Below are 20,866 nucleotides of genomic sequence, written 5' to 3'. Positions count from 1 at the left end.
CCCCTGGGGTGATTCTCGACGGACCAGCGGCAACGATCGAGCTCAGCAAGTGATCTCAAAGAAAGCTGGGGTGACATCGATGGAATCACTCGACGAGATCGACCGTGCCATCCTGGAACTGCTCCAGACCGACGGCCGGCTCACCGGAGCCGAGGCCGGACGCCGAGTCGGGCTGTCCCAGCCGGCAGCCGGCGCCCGCATCCAACGCCTGGAGAAGAACGGTACGGCTTCGTGCGGATGCTGCGCTTCGGCTTGGCGTCCCTGCTGGTCCCGTAGACCTTCAGCAGCGTCATCCCCCAGACTTTGACCCCCAGGGTCGCTGTGCGACCAGGTGCGGACGTCTCCAGAGCATCTGTGAGGAACGGTCACGCCATGGCGGGTGAGTCGGAGCGTTCGTGTGCACGCGGCTTTGGTCGCCGTACCACTCGGCTACCCGGATTCCGATGCCGAAGCGCCCGGGCCACCGCGCAACCAACTTGTCGACGATCCGCACGGTGTCCAAGACATTGGCCTGTCCCCCTTCTCCTTCCGCCGGCAGCCGCACCCTCACCCTCACCGTAGATCGGCACCAGTTGCGGTTGTATGCGGCGAGCGGCGCACCGGCACCGCCCCTCGGGCCGTGGCCAGCCTGCGCAACCTCGCCATCGGTGCCCTCCGCCTGGCAGGGCACCGGAGTATCGCCGCCGGCCTCCGCCACCACGCGCGCAACGCCAGCCGCCCCCTGACCACCCTCGGCATCACGTGATCAAACCGCACAACGCTCCCAACTGACGTCCAGCGCCCTGTGCCGCACGGCGAGGCTGACTGAAGTCGCGGATTGTGCTACATGGTTTTGAACGCGTTCAACTTTTTGGTCTAGGCTCACCCGAGACGAAGGAGGGGTAGCCGATGAAGATTGTGATTCCTGGGGGCACCGGTCAGGTCGGCGCGGTCCTGAAGCGCGCACTCGACGCCGCCGGCCACGAGGTCGTGATTCTCACCAGACGCCCCAGGCGCGAGGGCGAGGTCCAATGGGACGGTCAGACCCTGGGGCCGTGGACGGCGGCGGTGGACGGCAGCGATATCGTCATCAATCTGGCCGGACGCACCGTGAGTTGCCGATACACGGCGGCCAATCTGCAGGAAATGATGGACTCCCGGGTCGACTCCACCCGGGTCGTGGGCGCCGCGATCGCGGGCGCTGCCCGACCGCCCCGGGTCTGGCTGCAGATGAGCACCGCCACGGTGTACGCGCACCGCATCGACGCCCCCAACGACGAGGCCACCGGTGTGATCGGCGGTACCGAACCGGGCGTGCCGGACTACTGGGCGTACAGCGTCGAGATCGCCAAGGCCTGGGAGCAGGCTCAGCAGCAGGCCGAAACGCCGGCCACGCGCAAGGTCGCTCTGCGCTCGGCCATGGTGATGAGCCCGGACCCCGGCGGGGTCTTCGCCGTCCTGCTGGGACTGGCCCGCCTGGGTCTCGGCGGCCCGGTCGCCGGTGGGGCACAGTACGTGTCGTGGATCCACGAACACGACTTCGTGCGCGCGGTGGAGTTCTTGATCGACCAGGAGGGCATCGCGGGGCCGGTGAACCTGGCGGCTCCCCATCCCCTGCCGCAGCGCGCATTCATGCGCACCCTGCGCTCCGCGTGGGGTGTACCGGTGGGTCTCCCTGCGACCAAGTGGATGGCCGAGGTCGGCGCGTTCGCTCTGCGTTCCGACACCGAACTGCTGCTGAAGAGCCGCCGTGTCGTCCCGGGCCGACTGACCCAGGCAGGCTTCGACTTTCATTACGCACAGTGGCCGCAGGCCGCGGCTGAGCTGGTGCGTCGGGTGCGCAAACGGGTCGAAGGCGGTTCCGCGGCACGCCGCTGAACGGATCCGGGACGGCGGCCGATCTGGCCGCCCGTCGGGCCCTGGCCAGCCTGTGCTGCACCAGCCACCATGCGCGCAACCCCGGCTGCCCTACTGACCTGCGGCCAAGGGCGCTGGAGCCCCTGGTGGGTTGCCCTTCGATTCCCGGTGTTCCCCGTACAACCTGGCATGCGCCTGGCACGACCCCTTCCTGAACTGCGAGCGGAGCCGCCGCTGACGTCTCTTCGGGCTATCGGCTGGCCTGCTCGGCGTTGCCCCTTGGAAGACCCTCTTGTGTTGTCAGTACACGGCTTGCTCTTGACCGCCATGTACTTTGCATCGCAAAGTTACTGCCGGGGCGACCATCCGATGGTCCGCTCACGAGCGCTGCCAGAGCGCCGGCCACAAGGGGGAGAGATGGGAACATCCGCAGCGAGCAGCGCGGGATCGGAACCGAGGGCGGCCGCGGCCGCTTTGTTGGCTGCGACGGAAGGCCTCCGGGCGAGGACCCGCACGCAGACCAACGGAGCATGGACTCCCCTCCTCGGCTTCGGGCTCCTTGCACTGGCGGCCATTCCGGTCGCCCGGTACGCCTTCAACTTCGGAGCCCATGGACGCTACGTCGGGTCCTATCCGGCCTTTGCCTACGCCGAGCTGACCGGCCTGTGCGTCGTCCACGAACCAGGAACCCCCTGCCTGAAAGGCGAGTTCGACGGAGCCGTTTTGCGCTTCGCGGCATGGGGCGTGTGGTTCGCGCTCCTCCCCCTCGCATGGTTCGTCTTCGCCCGCTGGTATCGCCTGCGCGGGGAGGCCCGGGGCGTCGTCCCCCGGCGCGGCATGTGGGTCAGCGTGACCGCCGTATCCACCACTGTGATCACGACAGCTCTGGTGGCGCTGCTGTTCGGCAGGAACCAGTCCTGGGAGGCCGTGCTGCTGGAGAACAGCTACGCCTCCCCGTGGTACCTGGTCGGCATCGGACTTCTCGCCCTCGGAATCGCCGAACGCAGCTGGATCGCCACGGTGGCCGGCACCGCTCACGCCCTGCTGCTCACGGGGTACCTGGGAGCCTCCTGGGGCAGTGGATGGCTTCCCTGGCAGCACCCCGCCCATCCCGGCTGGGCCGACGGACCGCAGTTCAAGGCCTTTCTGCTCGCTGCCGTCCTGCTCCTCGCCGGTCTGTGCGAGTGGACAGCGGTCCGCCGCCGGGGCGCGCCCGGTGTCGCAGTTGCGGGTACGGTCGTCTCATGAGCGTCGAAGACTCGACCGCTACGCAGGACGACCAAGAGGAACTGCATCCCACCCAGGCGCTGGACGACACCGTCCACCAGCGCGTGCGGCTCGGCGTCCTCACCGTTGCCCGTGAAGCCGACCGGGTCGAGTTCAGCTTCCTGAAGAAGCAACTGGCCGTCACCGACGGAAATCTCTCCCGGCACCTGAAGGTGCTGGAGGAGTCCGGAATGATCACCGTGGAGAAGGGCTACGCCGGTCGACGCCCCCGAACATGGGTATCCCTCACCCGTGAAGGTGCGCAGGCCCTGGACGCCGAACTCCGGGCCCTACGCGCACTCGTGCTCCGCCTTGAGGCTCCCCGTCCCGTGCCCGGCACACCCGACGCGTGATCACCGCTTTAGGAGCGAGGTTGGGCGATCACGGTCATGACCTGGGGATTCCCTACCTCGGACGGCGTGGGGCGTCGCACCTCCGCGAACCCCGATTCCCCGTGAGTCCCCGTCCGTTCTGGCACGGGAATGGCACGACACCTCGCCGTGCTACCAGGACTCGGCCTGCAGGAACAGCGTGATCACCTCCGCGAAGAACCAGATTGTGAACACCAGACACGCAAGCCACAGCCCCCACAAGATCCAACGGATCTCTCTTCGTATGCGCATGAGCGGATCATTCCCCCCCTGCAGTCCTGGACCTGTCACCGGCCCAGTCCTCCCAAACCACCGCTCACCCCTGCTCCCATCCCGTCCGCCGTCGACCCACACACCGTGGAGCGGGCGTGGTTCATGGCTTCCAGGTGGAGCGCGCAACTGTACGAACGACCTGGACGCCATGGGCCGCGTCTGCTCGGCTCTGCCTGGGTCGATGGTGGACGGGATGGGAGCTCCCCGCGCACGCCACTACGGGCCCGCGGTCGCGAACGGCGCCCCCTCCATCCCGGTGCCGGCCGATCCCCCGCCGGAGGCATCGTCTTGACCGTGGGCCGCGCTCTGCGGTGATCGCCTCATGGCCACCGGCCCTATTCACATGTGGGCGCGCGTCGGCGCAGCGCGGGCGGAGCGGGCCGGAGGCAGGAGCGGCGCCCGCAGCGGAGCCGGGAGCGCGCCCGGCGGAGCTGAGCGCAGTCGGGGCTTGATGAGGTAGGGAAACCCGTAACGGGCTACGGGCACCGTCGGCTATTCAAGGTCATAGTCGGCGGCAAGCTCGCGGTCCGGGCCCATGAAGTCGCCGGCATACTCGGTGACTTGGCGGTGCTGGTCCCAGTAGGTGTTGGCCATGGTCAGGGCCAGGGTGCCAGCTTCAAGGGCGAGGAGCGGTGCCACGTCCTCGGGCACGGAACGCAGTGATACGACATCCCGCCGCTTGACCGCTCAACGCCCCGTCCGATCTTCGATCAAGCCAAACGGGCGCCGAAGTCCGATGCCGGGGTGCGGCCGGTGGCCTTCCCGACCGAACTCCTGCCGGACGTGAAGCTGCATCTCGCCCACTTCCACGACCTTCGGCACACGGGCAACACTCTCGCCGCGTCCGGCGCGAGCCTGCGTGAGCTGATGACCAGGATGGGCCACAGCACGCCGCGCGCGGCGCTGATCTATCAGCACATGGTCAACGGCCGTGACCGTGAGATCGCCGACCGACTCGGCTCGATGATCCGGAAGGAGCGCGGGGACGTGGCACCGTAGTGGCATTGCTGGCACGTGAGTGGCACGGCCGTGATCATAACTAAGGGCCAGTTCGAGAGGATCAAGCCTCTGAACTGGCCCTTAGCCCTGTGCCCCCGGGCAGATTCGAACTGCCGACACCCGCTTTAGGAGAGCGGTGCTCTATCCCCTGAGCTACGAAGGCGAGGGTGGATCGTGGCCGTGTGGGCCACAGGCGTCAGCGTACCGGATTCGGTTGGTGGGGTGTGGGGGTGTCAGGAGGGTGGGACGCGGGTGAAGCGGGAGGCGGTGTGCAGGTCGGTCTGGATGTGGGTCGCTGTGGCGCGGAGTTCCGGGAGGAGCTCGGTCACGCATTCCTCCAGGGTGCGGCGGGCCGCGTGGGTGGCCACGTTCAGGGCGGCGACCGGGCGGCCCGTGCGGTCGCGTACCGGTACCGCGATCGAGCGCAGACCCGACTCCAGCTCCTCGTCCGCCAGGGCGTATCCGCGTGGCTCGTCGGGGGCGAGGAGGGCCCGGCCGAGAGAGGTGCGGGCCGCCGGCAGGCGGGTGCCGACCGTGATGTCCACGGTCAGGACGCGGCTCGCGGTCGCCACCGCGATGTACTGGATCTCCGGCGGGTCGGTTCCCGGTACCAGTACGGCCAGGGCCGCCGGCTCGTGCAGGCGGTCCGTGAGGGCCCGGAGGCGGGGGGTGGCCAGGCGGGCGAGGGTGGTGCGGGACAGCGGCGGGTAGCCGAGGGACAGCACCCGGGGGGTGAGGGCGAACGTGCGGCCCGCCGCGGTCACCAGGCCCAGGTGCTCGTACGTGATCAGTGCCCGTCGGGCCGTCGCCCGGGCCAGGCCTGTCGCCTTCGCCACGTCCGTCAGCGTCAGGGCCGAGCGGCCCTCGCCGAACGCGGTGAGGACCGTCAGCCCACGGGCCAGTGACTCCACGAAGTCGCGGCCCAACTCGTGCTTGGACGCCGTGGTCCAGCCGGCCAGACCGGAGGGCGGCGGGCCCGGCCGCGGCGGCGGGGCCTCGCGCAGTTCCGTCTCCATCGCCGTCACCGCCGTGCGCAGGCGGGGGAGGAGTGCGGCACGCAGGTCCGCCGCCGTGTGACGGCTCGTGTGGCTGACGACGCTGGCCACGCAGGCGACCCTGCCGGTGGCCGGGTCGCGGACGGGGACGGACACCGCGACCAGGCCCGGTTCGATCAGCTGGTCGTCCAGGGCCCAGCCGTCCCGGCGGGCCCGGTCCGCCCTCGCCTCGAAGCCGTCCCCGACACCGGGGCCGCGGGGCGGTACGGCCGGGAAACCCGCGTCGGTCGGGTCCGCCGCGCGCCGGGCCCGCCAGGCCGACCACTCCGTCTCCGTCCAGGCCGCCGCGAACAGCGGGCCGGGGGCGGTGCGTTCGGCCGGCAGCAGGTCGCCGATGCGGAAGCTGACGGACATCGCGCGGCGGCGGGTGGCCTGGTGGATGAAACGGATGCCGTCCCGGTCGGCGACCGCGAGCGAGACCGACTCGTCGAGTTCGTCGGCGAGCGCGTCGGCGTACGGGTCGAGGAGGGCGGGCAGACGGAGCGCGGCCAGGTAGGCGTTGCCGAGCTCCATCACGCGCGGGGTGAGCACCGCGTCCCGGCCGGCCGGGCGGACGTATCCCATGCGGGTGAGGGTCGCGGTGATCCGGTCGACCGTGGAACGGGCCAGGCCGGTACGGCGTTCCAGCGCGCTCGCGCTCAGGGTCCCGCCCGCCTCGGTCAGCGCCTTCAACACCGCCACGCCCCGGATCAGCGGCGCGACCGCCTCGGCGGGCGGCTCGTGCGGTGCGGTGGAGGAGGGCAGGGGGGCGGCGGCGGTCATCGACTCTCCGGTACGGCCATCAGCACAGGCCTCGATCGGGCCACGCCTACCGTAAACCGTGAACGCCTGAGCCGATCAGCGCCGGGTCCGGCAGCGCCGCGCCGGGGCCACGATTCCGTGCCGGGTCTGGCAGCGCCGCACCCCCCTACCCCCGAGCAACCCGCACCCGGTAGTCCCCCGTCGCATCCACCCCCAACACCCGCACCTCGATCCCGTGCTTCGGGTCCTTGAAGGTCTCGCCCGGGCCGAACGGGGCGTCGGAGAGTTCCGCCTGGACGTTGGGGCTGCGGGTGCAGCCGCCGGTGTCGCCGTGGGCGTCGTACACCTTGATCGGTCCGCGGCCGGTGTCGACGTTCGCGTCGACCTTGTAGACGAGGACGCCTGGGCGGCAGATCTCCTCGTCGTTGCCGCCCTTGGTGCGGACCTCCAGGGCGTAGCCGGTGCGGGCGTCGACGGGCACGAAGACCAGCTTGGGGCCGCCGGCGCGGGAGAGCGGGGTCAGTGTGTGGTCGGTGGTGCCGTGCGCCGCCGCGCAGCTGACCTGGTCGGCGTCGAGCCAGCCCAGCTTCCACTTGTGCCAGGCGAGGAGGTCGTTGTCGGCGCCCCAGTCCTCGCTCATGATGTCCCAGTGCCCGACCGCGCCCCCGCCCTCTTGGGTGTAGAGGTCGGGCAGGCCGAAGACATGGCCGTTCTCGTGGGGGAGGACCCGGTAGCCGGTCTGCGGGTAGGAGCCGGAGCCGTCGTCCTGGCGGGAGTAGACGAAGGAGGCGTTGGCGACCGGGACGCCGTCGGCGACCGGGGCGTCGGAGTTGCCGGCGAAGGTCACCGACAGCACGGTGTCCAGGGCGGAGGGGCCGGCGTTCGGGGTGATCAGCACGTTCAGGAGGTCGTACGACCGGAAGTCCACGTCCGGGTCGGCGGCGGCCACGATGTCCTGGACCAGCTGCCGGTAGCCGGGGTCGAAGGGGGCGCCGCGCTCTATGCCGTACGCCGCGAACGGCTTGGGCATCCGCAGCCAGTGGTCGACAGGGGCGGCCGGCTGGTAGTCGAGCTTGCCGTAGGAGGCGGTGCGGAACCAGTCCTGGGTCTGCGGGAAGAACTCGCGGTAGCGGTCGAGCGCGCTGCCCTGGCCGGGCGCGTCGGAGAAGTCGACCATCAGGGTCAGAGCGTGCACGGTGCCGGTGGAGCGGGAGTAGCCGCCCGGGGTGGGTATGCCCTCGGTCATCTGGACCTCGTGGGCGCCGCTGATCAGGCAGGGGCCGTAGGCCGAGGAGCGGGCCAGCGCGATCGGGCCGGCGCCGGCCGGCGTGGGCGCCGCCGTGAGGTGCCCGGTGCCCGCCGAGGTGCCGACCGCGAGGATCAGCACGGTCACGGCGGCGAGGGAGACCGCACGGCGGCGGCCTATCCGGCGGTTCGGGGGTATCGGGCGGCGGGGCTGCGGCTGCATGCATGGACCTTCCGCTCCACGGCAGCCGCCGGTACCCGGCTGCACCCTTTCGATCACCCTGTGTCGACGGGGCGTCGGGCGCGCGCTGGAGAGGCCGATCGTGGGATCCTCCGCGGCCAGAAGGTGTGACTCAGGTCACATGAAGTTTGGAGAAGGTGTGGAAATAACCGGGGACCCGCTCCCCGTTTAGACGTGTGTCCGCGCGAAACGGGGAGCGGATCCCCGGATCGTGGAAGCCCAGAGCATCACCCAGACCACCGACCAGGAGTGCGCCGTGCAGACCGCGACCGCCATCCCCACCGTGCGCAAGGCGCCCCGGCCTCGCGCCGATGCTCTGCGCAACCGGGAGCGGATCGTCACCGCCGCCCGCGAGATGTTCACCGAGTACGGCCCTGACGTGCCGCTCGACGAGATCGCCCGCCGGGCCGGCGTCGGCAACGCCACGGTGTACCGCAACTTCCCCGACCGTGACGCACTCGTCCGCGAGGTCGTCTGCTCCGTGATGGACCGGACGTCGGAAGCGGCCGAGCTGGCGCTCGCGGAGAGCGGGGACGCCTTCGGGGCGCTGGAGAGGTTCGTGCACGCCTCCGCCGACGAGCGGGTCAGCGCGCTGTGCCCGATGGTCTCCAGCACCTTCGACAAGAACCACCCTGACCTGGAAGCGGCGCGCGAGCGGTGCGAGCGGCTCATCGAGCAGCTCATGGACCGCGCCAAGGCGGCCGGACAGCTCCGTCCGGACGTGGGGGTCGGCGACGTGATGATCGCCGTGGCTCAGCTCAGCCGGCCCCCGTTCGGCACGGACTGCCTGGTCGGTGACCGCTTCGTCCACCGTCATCTGCAGCTGTTCCTGGACGGACTGCGGGCCCCGGCCTGCTCCGCCCTGCCGGGCACGGCCGTGACCATGGAGGACCTCCGCCAGGCCTGAACGACCGAGAGCGACCGCACCGTCCCGCAGGGGGCCGATCAGTTCCGGACCGAGCAACGGTCCTTCATTCGGCGCGCCCCTTGGTTCGCGCCGACCACCGTCTGCGCTGCACCGACCCCTTTTTCCGTCACGACCGCCGACCTTCCGTCAGGAAACGCCGACCTTCCGTCAAGAAACGCCGACCTTCCGTCACGTAGCACCGACTTTCCGTCACGCATTCACGAAGTCAAGAAGTGGGTACCCCCATGTCCGAAACAGCCGCCAAGGCTCCTGGCGCACCGGCACAGTCCGGTGACGCCAACCGCTGGAAAGCGCTCGTCTTCATCGCGCTCGCCCAGCTGATGGTCGTCCTCGACGCCACCATCGTGAACATCGCACTGCCCTCCGCCCAGACCGACCTGGGCATCTCCGACGGCAACCGGCAGTGGGTCGTCACGGCCTACGCCCTCGCCTTCGGCGGTCTGCTGCTCTTCGGCGGCCGGATCGCCGACCTGTGGGGCCGCAAGCGGGCCTTCGTCATAGGCCTGACCGGCTTCGCCGCCGCCTCCGCACTCGGCGGCGCGGCCACCAGCGGCGCGATGATGTTCGGCGCCCGCGCCCTGCAGGGCGTCTTCGGCGCCATGCTCGCCCCGGCCGCGCTCTCCCTGCTCGCCGTGATGTTCACGGACGCCAAGGAGCGTGCCAAGGCGTTCGGCATCTACGGCGCGATCGCCGGTGGCGGCGGCGCCGTCGGCTTCATCCTCGGCGGTGTGCTCACCGAGTACCTGGACTGGCGCTGGACGTTCTTCGTCAACATCCCGTTCGCCATCGTCGCGGCGCTCGGCGCGTACTTCGTCATCCGCGAGCCGGAGGGCGGCCGCAACCGCAACCCGCTCGACATCCCCGGCGTGCTCCTGTCCACCCTGGGCCTGGTCTCCCTGGTCTACGGCTTCACCCGCGCCGAGTCCGACGGCTGGGGCGACGCCACCACCATCGGCCTGTTCGTCGCCTCCGTGGTGCTGCTGGTCGCGTTCGTCGTCACCGAGGCCCGGGTCAAGGCCCCGCTGCTGCCGCTGCGCGTGGTCCTCGACCGCAACCGCGGCGGTATCTACCTCTCGCTCGGTATCGCGATCATCGCGATGTTCGGCACGTTCCTCTTCCTGACCTACTACCTCCAGGTCATCAAGGGCTTCTCGCCGATCAAGACCGGCTTCGCGTTCCTGCCGATGATCGCGGGCATGATGGTCGGCTCCACCCAGATCGGCACCCGTCTGATGACCCGGGTCCCGGCCCGGGCGCTGATGGGCCCCGGCTTCCTGGTCGCCGCGGCCGGCATGCTGGTGATGACCCAGATGGAGATCGGCTCGTCGTACGCCTCGACGATCCTGCCGGCGATGCTGCTGCTCGGTCTCGGCATGGGTACGGCGTTCATGCCGGCCATGTCCCTGGCCACGTTCGGCGTCGAACCCCGGGACGCCGGTGTCGCCTCCGCTATGGTCAACACCTCGCAGCAGGTGGGCGGCGCGATCGGCACCGCCCTGCTGAACACGATCGCCGCGTCCGCGACGGCGTCGTACATCAAGGACCACATTGGCACCGCGACCTCCAAGTCGCAGCAGCAGCTGGTCCAGATGGAGGGCGCGGTGCACGGCTACGCCAACGCGATCTGGGTCGCCGTCGGCATGCTGGTGCTGGCCGCGGTGGTCGTGGTGACCTTCGTAAACGCCGGCAAGCCGGACACCACGACGGTGGCCTCGGGTGAGGGCGCCGAGGACGAGGTGGCGGTCCCGGTGGTCGCCCACTGAGCCTCTGAGCCACCACTGAGCGACCACTGACCGGCCACCGGTCGACCGGGTACCCGCACGCGGACCTGTCCTGGGCTTCCTGAGTTTCCTCAGCGGAGCCAGGGCAGGTCCGCGCCCGCTTCGTTGGGCTGCAGGCCCTCGGCGACGATCTGCATGATCTCGCCGAGGGCCTGCTGCTGTTCGCGGGTCAGCCGCTCGAACAAGGCCTGCCGTACGGCGGCCACATGGCCCGGCGCGGTGCGCCGCAGCACCTCGGAGCCCTCGTCGGTCAGGACGGCGAACTGGCCCCGCTTGTCGTCGGGACAGTCCTCCCGGCGTACCCAGCCGTTCTTCTCCAGGCGCGCGACGGCGTGCGAGAGCCGGGACCGGGTGATCTTCGCCCCCATGGCCAGCTCGGTCATCCGCAGCCGCCGCCCGGGCGCCTCGGCGAGCCCGACGAGCAGGCCGTAGTAGATGTGCGGCATCCCCGCGTCCCGCTGGAGCTGACGGTCCAGATGGTCCTCCAGCAGGGTCGTGGCGTGCAGGTACGAGCGCCAGACGCGCTGTTCGTCGTCGCTGAGCCAGCGGTGCCGTTCGGCGGTCGCGGATGTGGATGCCGTATTCATGTATCCCACTGTACGAGGCCTCTCCTTGAAGGTTAAACAAGTGGGGCGTAGGGTGTTCCACGAAAAGCTTGAGAGTTAAAACATGCGACCACGGGGCCCTGGGGGTTTCCGTCCGTGGAGGGAGCCGCCGTCATGACCGCCGCCGCACAGGAGCGCACCGCCGCTTCCGGGGAGCGCATGCCCGCCCTCTATCTGAGCCACGGCGCGCCCCCGCTCGCCGACGACCCGGTCTGGCCCGGCGAACTGGCCGCCTGGAGCGCCGGTCTGCCCCGTCCCCGGGCGATCCTGATGGTCTCCGCCCACTGGGAGGAGGCCCCCCTCGCCCTCGGTGCCGTACAGACCGTCCCCCTCGTCTACGACTTCTGGGGCTTCCCCGAGCACTACTACCAGGTGCGGTACGCGGCCCCCGGCGCACCCGCGCTCGCCGAGTCCGTACGCAAGCTGCTGCGCGCCCCCGGCACCCCCGTGCAGGACATCCCGGACCGCGGACTCGACCACGGCGCCTATGTGCCCCTGGTGGAGATGTTCCCGGGTGCGGACATCCCTGTCCTCCAGATTTCCATGCCCACCCTCGACCCGGTCCGCCTGATGGAGATCGGCCGCCGGCTCGGCCCGCTGCGCGACGAGGGCGTGCTGATCGTCGGCTCCGGTTTCTTCACCCACAACCTGGCCGCCCTGCGCCACACCGGGGCCGGGGTGCCCTCCTGGTCCTCGGAGTTCGACGACTGGGGGCACCGCGCCCTGGAGAACCGCGACTGGGACGCCCTCCTCGACTTCCTCGACAAGGCCCCGGCCGGCCGCTACGCCCACCCGCGCACCGAGCACTTCGCCCCGCTCTTCGTCACCATGGGCGCGGCGGAGGCCGGCGGCGAGCTGGACGCGCAGAAGTCGGTGATCGACGGGTTCTGGATGGGGATGGCGAAGCGGTCGGTGCAGTTCGGCTGAGCCGACCGCCGCCGCCGGCTGCTCGTGTCGGCGGCTGGAGGGGCCGTCGCGTCGGCGGCTGGAGCGGTCGCTGTGTCGGTGGTCAGAGCGGTCGTTGTGCCGGTGGCTGGACCGGCTGTGTAGGTGGCTGGAGCGGCCGCTCGTACCAGGCCACGTCCCAGTAGCGGCCGAACTTGCGGCCCACCTCGCGGTACGTGCCGACGTACCGGAACCCGAAGCGTTCGTGCAGCCGGGTGGACGCCTCGTTCGGCTGCGCGATGCCCGCGTAGGCGCGGTGCAGGTCCTCGCCCACGAGCGCCTCGAAGAGGGCTTCGTAGAGGAGCGTGCCGATGCCGCGGCCGCCCGCGTCCGGGGCGACGTAGACCGTGGTCTCCACCGAGGTCCGGTAGGCGGGTTTCGCGCGGTAAGGGCTGGATGTGGCGTACCCGAGAATCTGCTGTGAGTCCGCCGCCGTGGCAACCATCAGCCGGTACGGGCCGTCTTCCGGGTGGGAGAGCAGCCACGCACGACGCTCTTCCGGCGTGAAGACCGCAGTGTCAAAGGTGATGGAGGTCTCACGTACGTAGTGGTTGTAGAGGTTCGTGAGGGCTTCGAGGTCCCCTTCGACTCCCGGCCTGACCTGCACCTCTGTACGTTCCGACGACATCATGCCCCCTCGGTCGGTCGGACAGGGTACTGCATGATCAGAAAATCGGGGGACGGCATGGGAATTCTGTCCGGATTCCAGTCGTTGTTTCCTTCGGATGCCGGGCACCCGACCAGGACGCCGGGAGTTCCAGAGGTGGACTTCCGCGGCGCCGGGAGCCGAGCGCCGAGCATCCACCGGAAGACCGAGAAGAACCGGATAGGACCACCCCGCCCACCATCGCAAGGGAGCACCGCATGGCAACCCGTGCCGTCGCCCGTCGTCAGTCCGCCACAGGCGAGACGGCCGACTCGGCAAGCAGTGTTCGCCGCGTTCATGGCGGCGAGATCGCCGACCGCGATCTGGTCGGCATGTATCTCGACGAGATCGCGCGCACACCGCTCCTCGACGCCGCCAAGGAAGTCGAACTGTCCCAGACCATTGAGGCGGGGGTGTTCGCGCGGCAGGTCCTCGACGGCGAGGAGGAGTCCGGGTCGGACGCCACCCGCGAGGAGCTGGAGGCGCTGTTCGCCGCCGGCGAGCGGGCCAAGGACGTCTTCATCCGTTCCAACCTCCGCCTGGTCGTGGCCGTCGCCCGACGCTACCCGCGCAGTGGTCTGCCCCTGCTGGACCTGATCCAGGAGGGCAACGCCGGCCTGGTGCGCGCCGTCGAGAAGTTCGACTACCGCAAGGGCTTCAAGTTCTCCACGTACGCCACCTGGTGGATCCGTCAGGCGATCACCCGTTCCATCGCGGACCAGTCCCGGACCATCCGGCTCCCCGTCCACCTGGTGGAGGAGCTGGGCCGGATCCGGCGCGTCCAGCGCGAGTTCAACCGGGAACACGGCCGCGATCCGGAACCCGCCGAGATCGCCGCCGAGCTCGGCTCCAACCCGGAGCGCGTCATCGATGTCCTCGACTGGGCCCGTGACCCGGTGTCCCTGAACATGGCGGTGGACGACCAGGGCGAGACGCAGTTCGGCGACCTCCTCGAGGACACGTCGGCGGTCAGCCCCGAGCAGTCCGTCCTGACCCTGCTGCGCAGCGAGGAACTGGACGACCTGATCGGCCGCCTGGACCAGCGCACGGCCTCCATCATCAAGATGCGGTACGGCATCGAGGACGGCCGCGAGCGCACGCTGACCGAGGTCGGCAAGGAGCACGGTCTGACCCGCGAGCGCATCCGCCAGATCGAGAAGCACGCGCTGCTGGAGCTGAAGAAGCTGGCCCGCAGCACGGGGTTCGAGCCGGCCGCGTAAGGGAGTGCGAGGGGGCTCGTGCACAGGGGGCTCCCGCCTCCGCGGGGCTCGCGGGTCCGTGGGGACCTGAGTGTGTGTGCGGGCTCGCGGGTCCGTGGGGGCTCCCGCGTGTGTGCGGACTCGCGAGCCTGGGGGCGCGCGTGGAACCGTTCACGCCGAGCGCGTGCGCCGGGTGGCGAAAGACGGCGCAAACATGGCGCTGTACCGCTGCTTCAAGGCTCCGCGTGTAGGGAACAACCATTCCGGGTCGGGGAGTTGAGGGCCCCGGCCGGGGTGGTGGTCGGCTCAGGAGAGCCGACACGGGAGAGCAGGCTTTCGGTGAGTCTGCTCCGGAGGGTCCACTGGAGGGTCCCCATGGCGAACTTGTGCCCGGCCGACTCCCGGTGGCAGCCTGCGCCGACCTCTGACGACGACGTATGACGACCCCTCAGTGAGCTTCGTCCCGACGCGCCATCCCCCCCGGCGCCGGGACTTCCCCAGAGCCGGGCTTCGGCACCTAACCCCCCCCGGGTGCCGGAGCCCGGCTCCATTACTGGGCGATTGCCCGGCGACTGTTCCGCGGTTGCTCGATACGGCTCGGCGCGCGGGCGGCGCGATCGATGCGGTCGACCCGCCCGCCCGCCACGGCTCGGCGGGGATCGATCGCCCGCCACGGCTCGGTGCGTTTGCCGGGTCCGTCTCTCCCCGGCATGCTGGAACGCTCTCCCCGGCATGCCGGAACGGCGGCCCACCCCGTACCTGAACCACGGGGTGAACCGCCGGATGGCAGATTCTGCCACAGCGGCATAGCCTGCCGAGGTGAGCACCCCCAGCACCACCGGCAACACCCCTCGGCAGGATCCTCCCGGTGTCTCCCTGACAGAGCGTCGCAAGGCGGAGACCCGGATGGAGATCGCCCGGGCGGCCGCGGGCCTCTTCGTACGGCAGGGCCTGCGGGCCACCCGTGCCGAGGACATCGCCCACGCCGCCGGCATCGCCCCCCGCACGTTCTACCGCTACTTCGCCACGAAGGAGGAGGCGGTCGCCCCGCTCTACGCGGCGGGCGCCCGGCGCTGGGCGGAGGCCGTACGGTCGGCCCCGGCGGCCCTCTCGGTCCCCGAGGCACTAGAACACGCCGTTCACCACACCCTGACCCCCGGCGTGGGCGTCTCCGCGGCGTCCTGGGAATGGGTGCGCACCCTGATCCACCTCGCCGACACCAGCCCGGCCCTGCGCAAGGTGTGGGCGGAGGTCTGCCAGTCCTCGGAAGACCTTCTGGCGACGATCCTGGCGGAGCGCACCACACCCGACAACGTTGCCCCCACTCCTCGCCTCCGTTTCACCTCGGCGGTGGCCGGCGCGGCGGTCCGGGTGGCGGTGGAGTCCTGGGCGGCGGGCACGGCGTCCCCGTCGGGCGCGGAGGGACCGGCGGCGCTGGCGCTGCGGAACCTGGGGGATCTGCGCGGGTTCGCCTGGGGGGAGCAGGCGTAGCCGGTACGGCTGCGCAAGCCGACTGCGGGCCGTCGCGCCTCCCCCCCAGCGCCTGAAGCGCCTTCAGCGCATCAAGGGGCTTCCCGTGTCCGCAGGGCCCCCCGGTGCCTGGGGGGCTTCCGTCTTCTGAAGGGCCCCCGGTGTCTGAAGGGCCCCCGGTGCCTGAGGGGCATTGAGTGTCCGAAGGGGCCCCGGTGTTTGAGGGGTATCGAGTGTCCGAAGGGTTCCCGGTGCCTGAGGGGCCTCCGGTGTCTGAAAGGCCGGGGAGGTGCCCCAGCCTCCCGCTCACGCCCACTCGCTCACGCACCCCCCGCCGCCCGAACCGCTCACGCACCCCCGGCCGCCCGAACCGCTCACGCACCCCCGCCCGCCCGAACCAGCCGACCCCCCAACTCCCGTACGCACTCCACGAGTTCCCGAGGCTCCCGCACCACGAACTCGCACCCCGCCATCACCAACCGCACCGCCAGCCACTCCATCGGATCCCCGCCGGCCCCCCGCACCACACACCACCCCTCCCCTTCGTCCACCGGCGTCCCCAACCACCCCGGCACCCGGGCCCCCACCTCTTCCACCGTCCCGGCGAACGCGATCACGAACTCGTACGTTTCCTGCTGCCGTTGGATCGACCGGCGCAGATACTCCGCAGCGCTCCCCGTCGGCATCTCCCGCGCAGCGAACCGCACCCCGGTCGCGAACGGCTCGCTCACCCGGTCGACCCGGAACGTCCGCCAGTCGTCACGATCGAGGTCGTACGCCACGAGGTACCACCGCCGTCCCGTCGACACCAGCCGGTACGGCTCGGCCTGCCGCCGCGTCTCGCTTCCGTCCGCCGCCCGGTAGGCGAACCGCAGCCGCTCCCGCCCCGCCACCGCCGACGCCATCACGGTCAGCGTCTCCGGCGCGATACTCGCCCCGTCCCCGCTGGTCAACGGGGTGGTCGCGGCCTGGAGCGTGGCCACCCGGTGCCGTAGCCGGGCCGGCAGCACCTGCTCCAGCTTCGCCAGCGCCCGTACGGACGCCTCGTCCACCCCCTCCACGGCATGCCCCGCCCCGGCGCGCAGCCCGACCGCGATGGCCACCGCCTCCTCGTCGTCGAGGAGCAGAGGTGGCATCGCCTTCCCGGCGACCAGCCGGTACCCGCCGTCGGCGCCCTTGCTGGCCTCCACGGGATACCCCAGTTCCCGCAGCCGGTCGATGTCCCGCCGCACGGTGCGCCGGGACACCCGGAGCCGTTCGGCGAGTTCACCGCCGGGCCACTCGCGGGGCGTCTGGAGCAGAGACAGCAGCTGGAGCAGTCGAGCCGGAGTGTCTGTCGTCATGCACCAGAGGATGCCGTACGACTAGGACAGGATCTGTCCTACTCGCGTCCTACGTTGACGACATGACTTCCGTCGACGACAACGCCGCACAGGGGCGCGGGGAACTGCGCACTCCACCACGACGAAACCGCAGGCAACCCACCACAGCGACCCCGACGGCGCTCGAAGCGTCGGCCGCCCCCGGCGCCCCGCACCGCTGGCTCGCCCTGGCCATCGTCATGACCGCGGCCTTCATGGACCTGGTCGACGTCACGATCGTCAACATCGCCATCCCGTCCATCCAGCGGACCGCCCACGCCTCCTTCAGCCAGATCCAGTGGATAACCGCCGGCTACGCCCTCGCCTTCGCGGCCGGCCTGATCACCGGGGGCCGCCTCGGTGACATTCACGGCCGCAAATGGATCTTCCTCCTCGGTGTCGGAGGCTTCACCCTCGCCTCGGCCCTGTGCGGCTTCGCCGCCAACCCGGAGATGCTGGTCGCCTCCCGCATCCTGCAGGGCGGCATGGCCGCGATGATGGTCCCGCAGGTCCTGTCGATCGTGCACGCCACCTTCCCGGCGCATGAACGCGGCAAGGTATTCGGCCTGTTCGGCGCGATCGTCGGCCTGGGCGCGGTCTCCGGCCCGCTGCTCGGCGCCCTCCTGACGGAGTGGAACCTCCTCGGCCTCGAATGGCGCCCGATCTTCCTCATCAACCTCCCGGTCGGCATCGCCGCCCTTCTCGCCGGTCGCCGTTACATCAGCGAATCCAAGGCCCCCCACGCACTGAAGCTGGACCTCGTCGGCGTCGCCCTGGTGACCCTCGGCCTGCTGATGCTGCTCTACCCGCTGACCCGCGGCCGCGAGCTGGGCTGGCCGCTGTGGGGGTACGCGTCGATGGCGGGGGCGCTCGTCGTCTTCGGTGTGCTGGTCGCGTACGAACGCCGCAAGGCCGCCCGCGACGGTTCCCCGCTCATCGAACCGTCCCTGTTCCAGGTGAAGAGCTTCGCCGCCGGCATCGCCGTGCAGACCGTCTTCGGTGTCGCCCTCGGCATCTTCTTCCTGGTCTGGACGCTCTACATGCAGGTCGGCCTCGGCTGGACCCCGCTGCACGCGGGCCTGACCGGGGTGCCGTTCTCGATCGCCGTCTCCGTGGCGGCCGGCCTGTCCGTGCAGAAACTGGTCCCCCGCTTCGGCCGCAAGGTGCTCCAGGCGGGCGCCCTGGTGATGGGCCTCGGCGTCCTGCTGTACATCTGGGAATCCGATCGCTACGGCCTCGCCATCGCCTCCTGGCAGATGGCCCTGCCGCTGGTCGTGATGGGTACGGGCATGGGTTTGATCGTCGCCCCGCTGACCGACGCGGTGCTGTCGGAGGTGCCGCGCGAGCACGCCGGTTCCGCCTCCGGGCTGATCAACACCGTGCAGCAGATGGGCAACGCGCTCGGCCTCGGCCTGGTCTCGGTCGTCTTCTTCGGCGTCATCGACGACCGCCTGACCTCCGCCCGGCTCGGCCCGGCCTTCGTGAACGCCTTCCAGCACGCGCTGCTCTGGGTGGCCGCCGTCATGGCCGTGATGTTCCTGCTGATGTACGCCCTGCCGAAGCGCCCGGCGCAGCACGCGGAGGGCGGCGGCGCGGACCTGGAGGGCGACGGCGCACGGGAGCCGCTCCCGGCGCATACGCAGGAGGAGGGCGCGCTCGTCCACTGAGCACGCCCCCTGCTGAAGGGCCTGGCGCCTCCCGGTGTCGGGCCCTTCGACATGCGCGAGGAAGTCTCCCGCGCTCCCCGGCCGCCCCCTCGGAACAGCACGGAAGTCCGATCGTGCCCGGTCCATGCCCGAACCTGTTTACTTTCTGGAAATCCGGGCGTAGCCTCCAGCGAAACCACAAGTTCGGGCACGAGTCGGACGCAGTCGGACATGAGCCGGACACCAGTCGGACGTATCTTGGAGCGGAGGCGCAGGGCATGTACGCACCGGAGCGGCAGCAGGAGATCCTCCGGCTCGCCCGTGACGGCGGCCGGGTGGACGTCGTGTCGCTCGCCGAGGAGTTCCAGGTCACCGCGGAAACCATCCGCCGCGACCTGAAAGCCCTGGACCGCGCCGGTCTGGTCCGCCGCGTGCACGGCGGTGCCATCCCGGCCGGCCGCCTCGACTTCGAGCCGGACCTCGCCGAACGCGAGTCCACCTCGGCCGACGAGAAGGACCGCATCGCCAAGGCCGCCGTCTCGGAACTGCCGACCGAGGGCACCCTGATCCTCGACGCCGGCACGACGGTCGCCCGCCTGGCCGGGGCCATCCCGCTGGAGGCGTCCCTCACCGTCGTCACGCACAGCCTGCCGATCGCGGCCCGCCTCGCCGACCACCCGGGCATCCAGCTCCACCTGGTCGGGGGGCGCGTACGGCACCGCACGCGCGCCGCGGTGGACGCCTGGGCGCTCCGCGCATACGGCGAGATCCGCGCGGACGTCCTCTTCGTCGCCGCCAACGGCTTCTCCGCCGACCAGGGCCTGACCACCCCCGACCTCGCCGAGGCCGCGGTCAAGCGGGCGGCCGTCGCCGCGGCCCGCCGGGTGGTCCTGCTCGCCGACTCCGCCAAGCACGGCCAGGAGCACTTCGCCCGCTTCGGCGACCTGAGCGACGTGGACCTGCTGATCACCGACAGCGGGCTGAGCCCCGAGGACGCCGCCGCCATCGAGCGCGGCGGTACGGAAGTAGTACGAGCATGAGCACCACGAACAGCGCGAGCGCGACGAACGGCACGAGCGGTACGGCCATGATCCTCACCGTCACCCCCAACCCCTCCCTCGACCGCACCTACGAGGTCCCCTCCCTGGAGCGCGGTGAGGTCATCCGCGCCACCGGCGAACGCATGGACCCCGGTGGCAAGGGCGTGAACGTCTCACGCGCCGTCGCGGCCGCCGGCCGGCGCACGGTCGCCGTGCTGCCCCTGGGTGGTGCGCCCGGCGCGCTCGTGTCCGACCTGCTCGACGCGCAGGGCATCGAGGTCGCGCCGGTCCCGGTCGCCGGAGCCACCCGCTCGAACATCGCCCTCGCGGAGTCCGACGGGGTGCTCACCAAGATCAACGCGCCGGGTCCGGAACTCTCGCGGGCGGAGCAGGAACTGCTCCTGGAGACCGTGCGCGAGCAGTCCCGCGACGCGGACTGGATCGCGTGCTGCGGGAGCCTGCCCCGGGGGCTCGCGCCGTCCTGGTACGCCGACGTGGTCGCCCGGGCGCACGCCGGAGGCGCACGCATCGCGCTGGACACCTCGGGGCGCGCGCTGCTGGAAGCGCTGCGCGAGCGCCCGGACGTGGTGAAGCCGAACGCCGAGGAGCTCGCGGAGGCCGTCGGGCGCCCCCTGGCGACGGTCGGCGACGCACTGAAGGCGGCCGAGGAGTTGCGCGGCATGGGCGCACGCGCCGTCCTCGCGAGCCTGGGCGCCGACGGCCAGCTCCTCGTGGAGGACGCGGGCGCCTGGTTCGCGAGCGCCCGCGTGGACACCGTCCGCAGCAACGTCGGCGCCGGCGACTCCTCCCTCGCCGGATTCCTCATCGCCGGCGGCAGCGGTCCCAAGGCCCTCGCCTCCGCCGTCGCCCACGGCGCCGCCGCCGTCCAGCTGCCCGGCAGCGTCATGCCCACCCCTGCCGACCTGGACCCCACGGCGGTGACCGTCACCGACCGCGTCCCCGTCGACCGCGAACTGACGGAGCCGGTGTCATGAACGCTCGTACGACCTCGCTCGCGGCCGCGCCCCTCACCGGCGCCGCCCTTCCACAACCCGCCCAGGAGCGGCGAGGTTCCTCCTTACTCGCCGCGCCGACGGGCCGACGGGGCACCCTGAGCCGCCCTGCCGTCCCCGGGAGGCGGGGCTTCCCCTGCCCCGTCTCCCACCCCGCCCCCCACGGCACCCCCGTCCCCACCCTCGCCCACCCCACATCCCGGGC

General features: G+C 70.9%; 18 protein-coding genes, 1 tRNA gene and 1 pseudogene. 13 read left to right on the top strand and 7 right to left on the bottom strand.

The window, feature by feature from the left end; translation table 11 throughout:
• The first annotated feature begins 79 nt into the window (after positions 1-79).
• From ACZ5K7_RS09440 to ACZ5K7_RS09425, 4 genes are all read left to right on the top strand, one after another.
• Positions 80-307, top strand: a complete 228-nt coding sequence (locus ACZ5K7_RS09440; RefSeq protein ID WP_351711734.1) for an Lrp/AsnC family transcriptional regulator — start codon at positions 80-82, stop codon at positions 305-307.
• Positions 308-888: 581 nt separating this feature from the next.
• Positions 889-1,857 carry a TIGR01777 family oxidoreductase gene (locus ACZ5K7_RS09435; RefSeq protein WP_468912180.1) on the top strand — a complete coding sequence of 323 codons (969 nt, stop codon included), beginning with the start codon at positions 889-891 and terminating at the stop codon, positions 1,855-1,857.
• Positions 1,858-2,253: 396 nt separating this feature from the next.
• Positions 2,254-3,084, top strand: a complete 831-nt coding sequence (locus ACZ5K7_RS09430; protein WP_468912178.1) for a hypothetical protein — start codon at positions 2,254-2,256, stop codon at positions 3,082-3,084.
• Entirely contained in the window at positions 3,081-3,455 is a 375-nt protein-coding gene (locus ACZ5K7_RS09425; RefSeq protein WP_351711740.1) for a winged helix-turn-helix domain-containing protein, read from the top strand. The genes ACZ5K7_RS09430 and ACZ5K7_RS09425 overlap by 4 nt, the downstream gene beginning before the upstream one ends.
• A 783-nt stretch (positions 3,456-4,238) precedes the next feature.
• Here ACZ5K7_RS09425 and ACZ5K7_RS09420 read toward each other — a convergent pair.
• The gene (locus ACZ5K7_RS09420; protein ID WP_468912176.1) at positions 4,239-4,397 is read right to left on the bottom strand and encodes a hypothetical protein; all 159 of its coding nucleotides are present in this window, start codon (positions 4,395-4,397) and stop codon (positions 4,239-4,241) included.
• 69 nt (positions 4,398-4,466) lie between these two features.
• Here ACZ5K7_RS09420 and ACZ5K7_RS09415 point away from each other — a divergent pair.
• Positions 4,467-4,745: pseudogene (locus tag ACZ5K7_RS09415) on the top strand (tyrosine-type recombinase/integrase); the annotation flags it as partial.
• A 90-nt stretch (positions 4,746-4,835) separates the two neighbouring features.
• Here ACZ5K7_RS09415 and ACZ5K7_RS09410 read toward each other — a convergent pair.
• The 3 genes from ACZ5K7_RS09410 to ACZ5K7_RS09400 form a co-directional block, all read right to left on the bottom strand.
• Positions 4,836-4,908, bottom strand: a tRNA-Arg gene (locus ACZ5K7_RS09410).
• A 70-nt stretch (positions 4,909-4,978) separates the two neighbouring features.
• On the bottom strand, positions 4,979-6,562 hold the full coding sequence (locus tag ACZ5K7_RS09405) for an IclR family transcriptional regulator domain-containing protein (protein ID WP_468912174.1): 1,584 nt from the start codon (positions 6,560-6,562) through the stop codon (positions 4,979-4,981).
• A 145-nt stretch (positions 6,563-6,707) separates the two neighbouring features.
• Positions 6,708-8,009 (bottom strand): M6 family metalloprotease domain-containing protein, encoded by a 1,302-nt coding sequence (locus tag ACZ5K7_RS09400; protein WP_468912172.1) that lies wholly within the window; start codon positions 8,007-8,009, stop codon positions 6,708-6,710.
• 274 nt (positions 8,010-8,283) lie between these two features.
• Here ACZ5K7_RS09400 and ACZ5K7_RS09395 point away from each other — a divergent pair, with 274 nt between their 5' ends.
• Both ACZ5K7_RS09395 and ACZ5K7_RS09390 read left to right on the top strand, forming a co-directional pair.
• A complete protein-coding gene (locus ACZ5K7_RS09395) occupies positions 8,284-8,934 on the top strand; it encodes a TetR/AcrR family transcriptional regulator (RefSeq protein ID WP_351712335.1) in 651 nt (216 codons plus the stop codon).
• A 245-nt stretch (positions 8,935-9,179) separates the two neighbouring features.
• Positions 9,180-10,718, top strand: a complete 1,539-nt coding sequence (locus ACZ5K7_RS09390) for an MFS transporter (protein WP_468912170.1) — start codon at positions 9,180-9,182, stop codon at positions 10,716-10,718.
• Positions 10,719-10,807: 89 nt separating this feature from the next.
• On the opposite strand, the gene ACZ5K7_RS09385 is transcribed toward ACZ5K7_RS09390, so the two are convergent.
• Positions 10,808-11,323, bottom strand: a complete 516-nt coding sequence (locus ACZ5K7_RS09385) for a MarR family winged helix-turn-helix transcriptional regulator (RefSeq protein ID WP_351712271.1) — start codon at positions 11,321-11,323, stop codon at positions 10,808-10,810.
• A gap of 132 nt (positions 11,324-11,455) precedes the next feature.
• On the opposite strand from ACZ5K7_RS09385, the gene ACZ5K7_RS09380 reads away from it, so the two are divergent.
• A complete protein-coding gene (locus tag ACZ5K7_RS09380; protein ID WP_468912168.1) occupies positions 11,456-12,268 on the top strand; it encodes a dioxygenase family protein in 813 nt (270 codons plus the stop codon).
• 82 nt (positions 12,269-12,350) lie between these two features.
• On the opposite strand, the gene ACZ5K7_RS09375 is transcribed toward ACZ5K7_RS09380, so the two are convergent.
• Entirely contained in the window at positions 12,351-12,914 is a 564-nt protein-coding gene (locus ACZ5K7_RS09375) for a GNAT family N-acetyltransferase (protein WP_468912166.1), read from the bottom strand.
• A gap of 236 nt (positions 12,915-13,150) precedes the next feature.
• On the opposite strand from ACZ5K7_RS09375, the gene ACZ5K7_RS09370 reads away from it, so the two are divergent.
• Both ACZ5K7_RS09370 and ACZ5K7_RS09365 read left to right on the top strand, forming a co-directional pair.
• Entirely contained in the window at positions 13,151-14,152 is a 1,002-nt protein-coding gene (locus ACZ5K7_RS09370) for a sigma-70 family RNA polymerase sigma factor (protein WP_351712267.1), read from the top strand.
• An 885-nt stretch (positions 14,153-15,037) separates the two neighbouring features.
• The gene (locus ACZ5K7_RS09365) at positions 15,038-15,622 is read left to right on the top strand and encodes a TetR/AcrR family transcriptional regulator (protein WP_450973168.1); all 585 of its coding nucleotides are present in this window, start codon (positions 15,038-15,040) and stop codon (positions 15,620-15,622) included.
• A 353-nt stretch (positions 15,623-15,975) separates the two neighbouring features.
• Here the strand turns inward: ACZ5K7_RS09365 and ACZ5K7_RS09360 are convergent, their stop codons facing one another.
• Positions 15,976-16,944 (bottom strand): helix-turn-helix transcriptional regulator, encoded by a 969-nt coding sequence (locus ACZ5K7_RS09360; RefSeq protein ID WP_468912164.1) that lies wholly within the window; start codon positions 16,942-16,944, stop codon positions 15,976-15,978.
• Between the two features lie 62 nt (positions 16,945-17,006).
• On the opposite strand from ACZ5K7_RS09360, the gene ACZ5K7_RS09355 reads away from it, so the two are divergent.
• From ACZ5K7_RS09355 to pfkB, 3 genes are all read left to right on the top strand, one after another.
• A complete protein-coding gene (locus ACZ5K7_RS09355) occupies positions 17,007-18,629 on the top strand; it encodes an MFS transporter (protein WP_468912162.1) in 1,623 nt (540 codons plus the stop codon).
• 257 nt (positions 18,630-18,886) lie between these two features.
• On the top strand, positions 18,887-19,648 hold the full coding sequence (locus ACZ5K7_RS09350) for a DeoR/GlpR family DNA-binding transcription regulator (RefSeq protein ID WP_351712261.1): 762 nt from the start codon (positions 18,887-18,889) through the stop codon (positions 19,646-19,648).
• 47 nt (positions 19,649-19,695) lie between these two features.
• Complete coding sequence (pfkB, locus tag ACZ5K7_RS09345) at positions 19,696-20,643, top strand: 1-phosphofructokinase (RefSeq protein ID WP_351712329.1); 948 nt, start codon at positions 19,696-19,698, stop codon at positions 20,641-20,643.
• The last annotated feature ends 223 nt before the right edge of the window (positions 20,644-20,866 follow it).

The organism is Streptomyces sp. NPDC031497 (assembly GCF_055580905.1).
The sequence above is the reverse complement of the archived record's forward strand: the minus strand, read 5'-3'. Positions and strand labels throughout refer to the sequence as shown.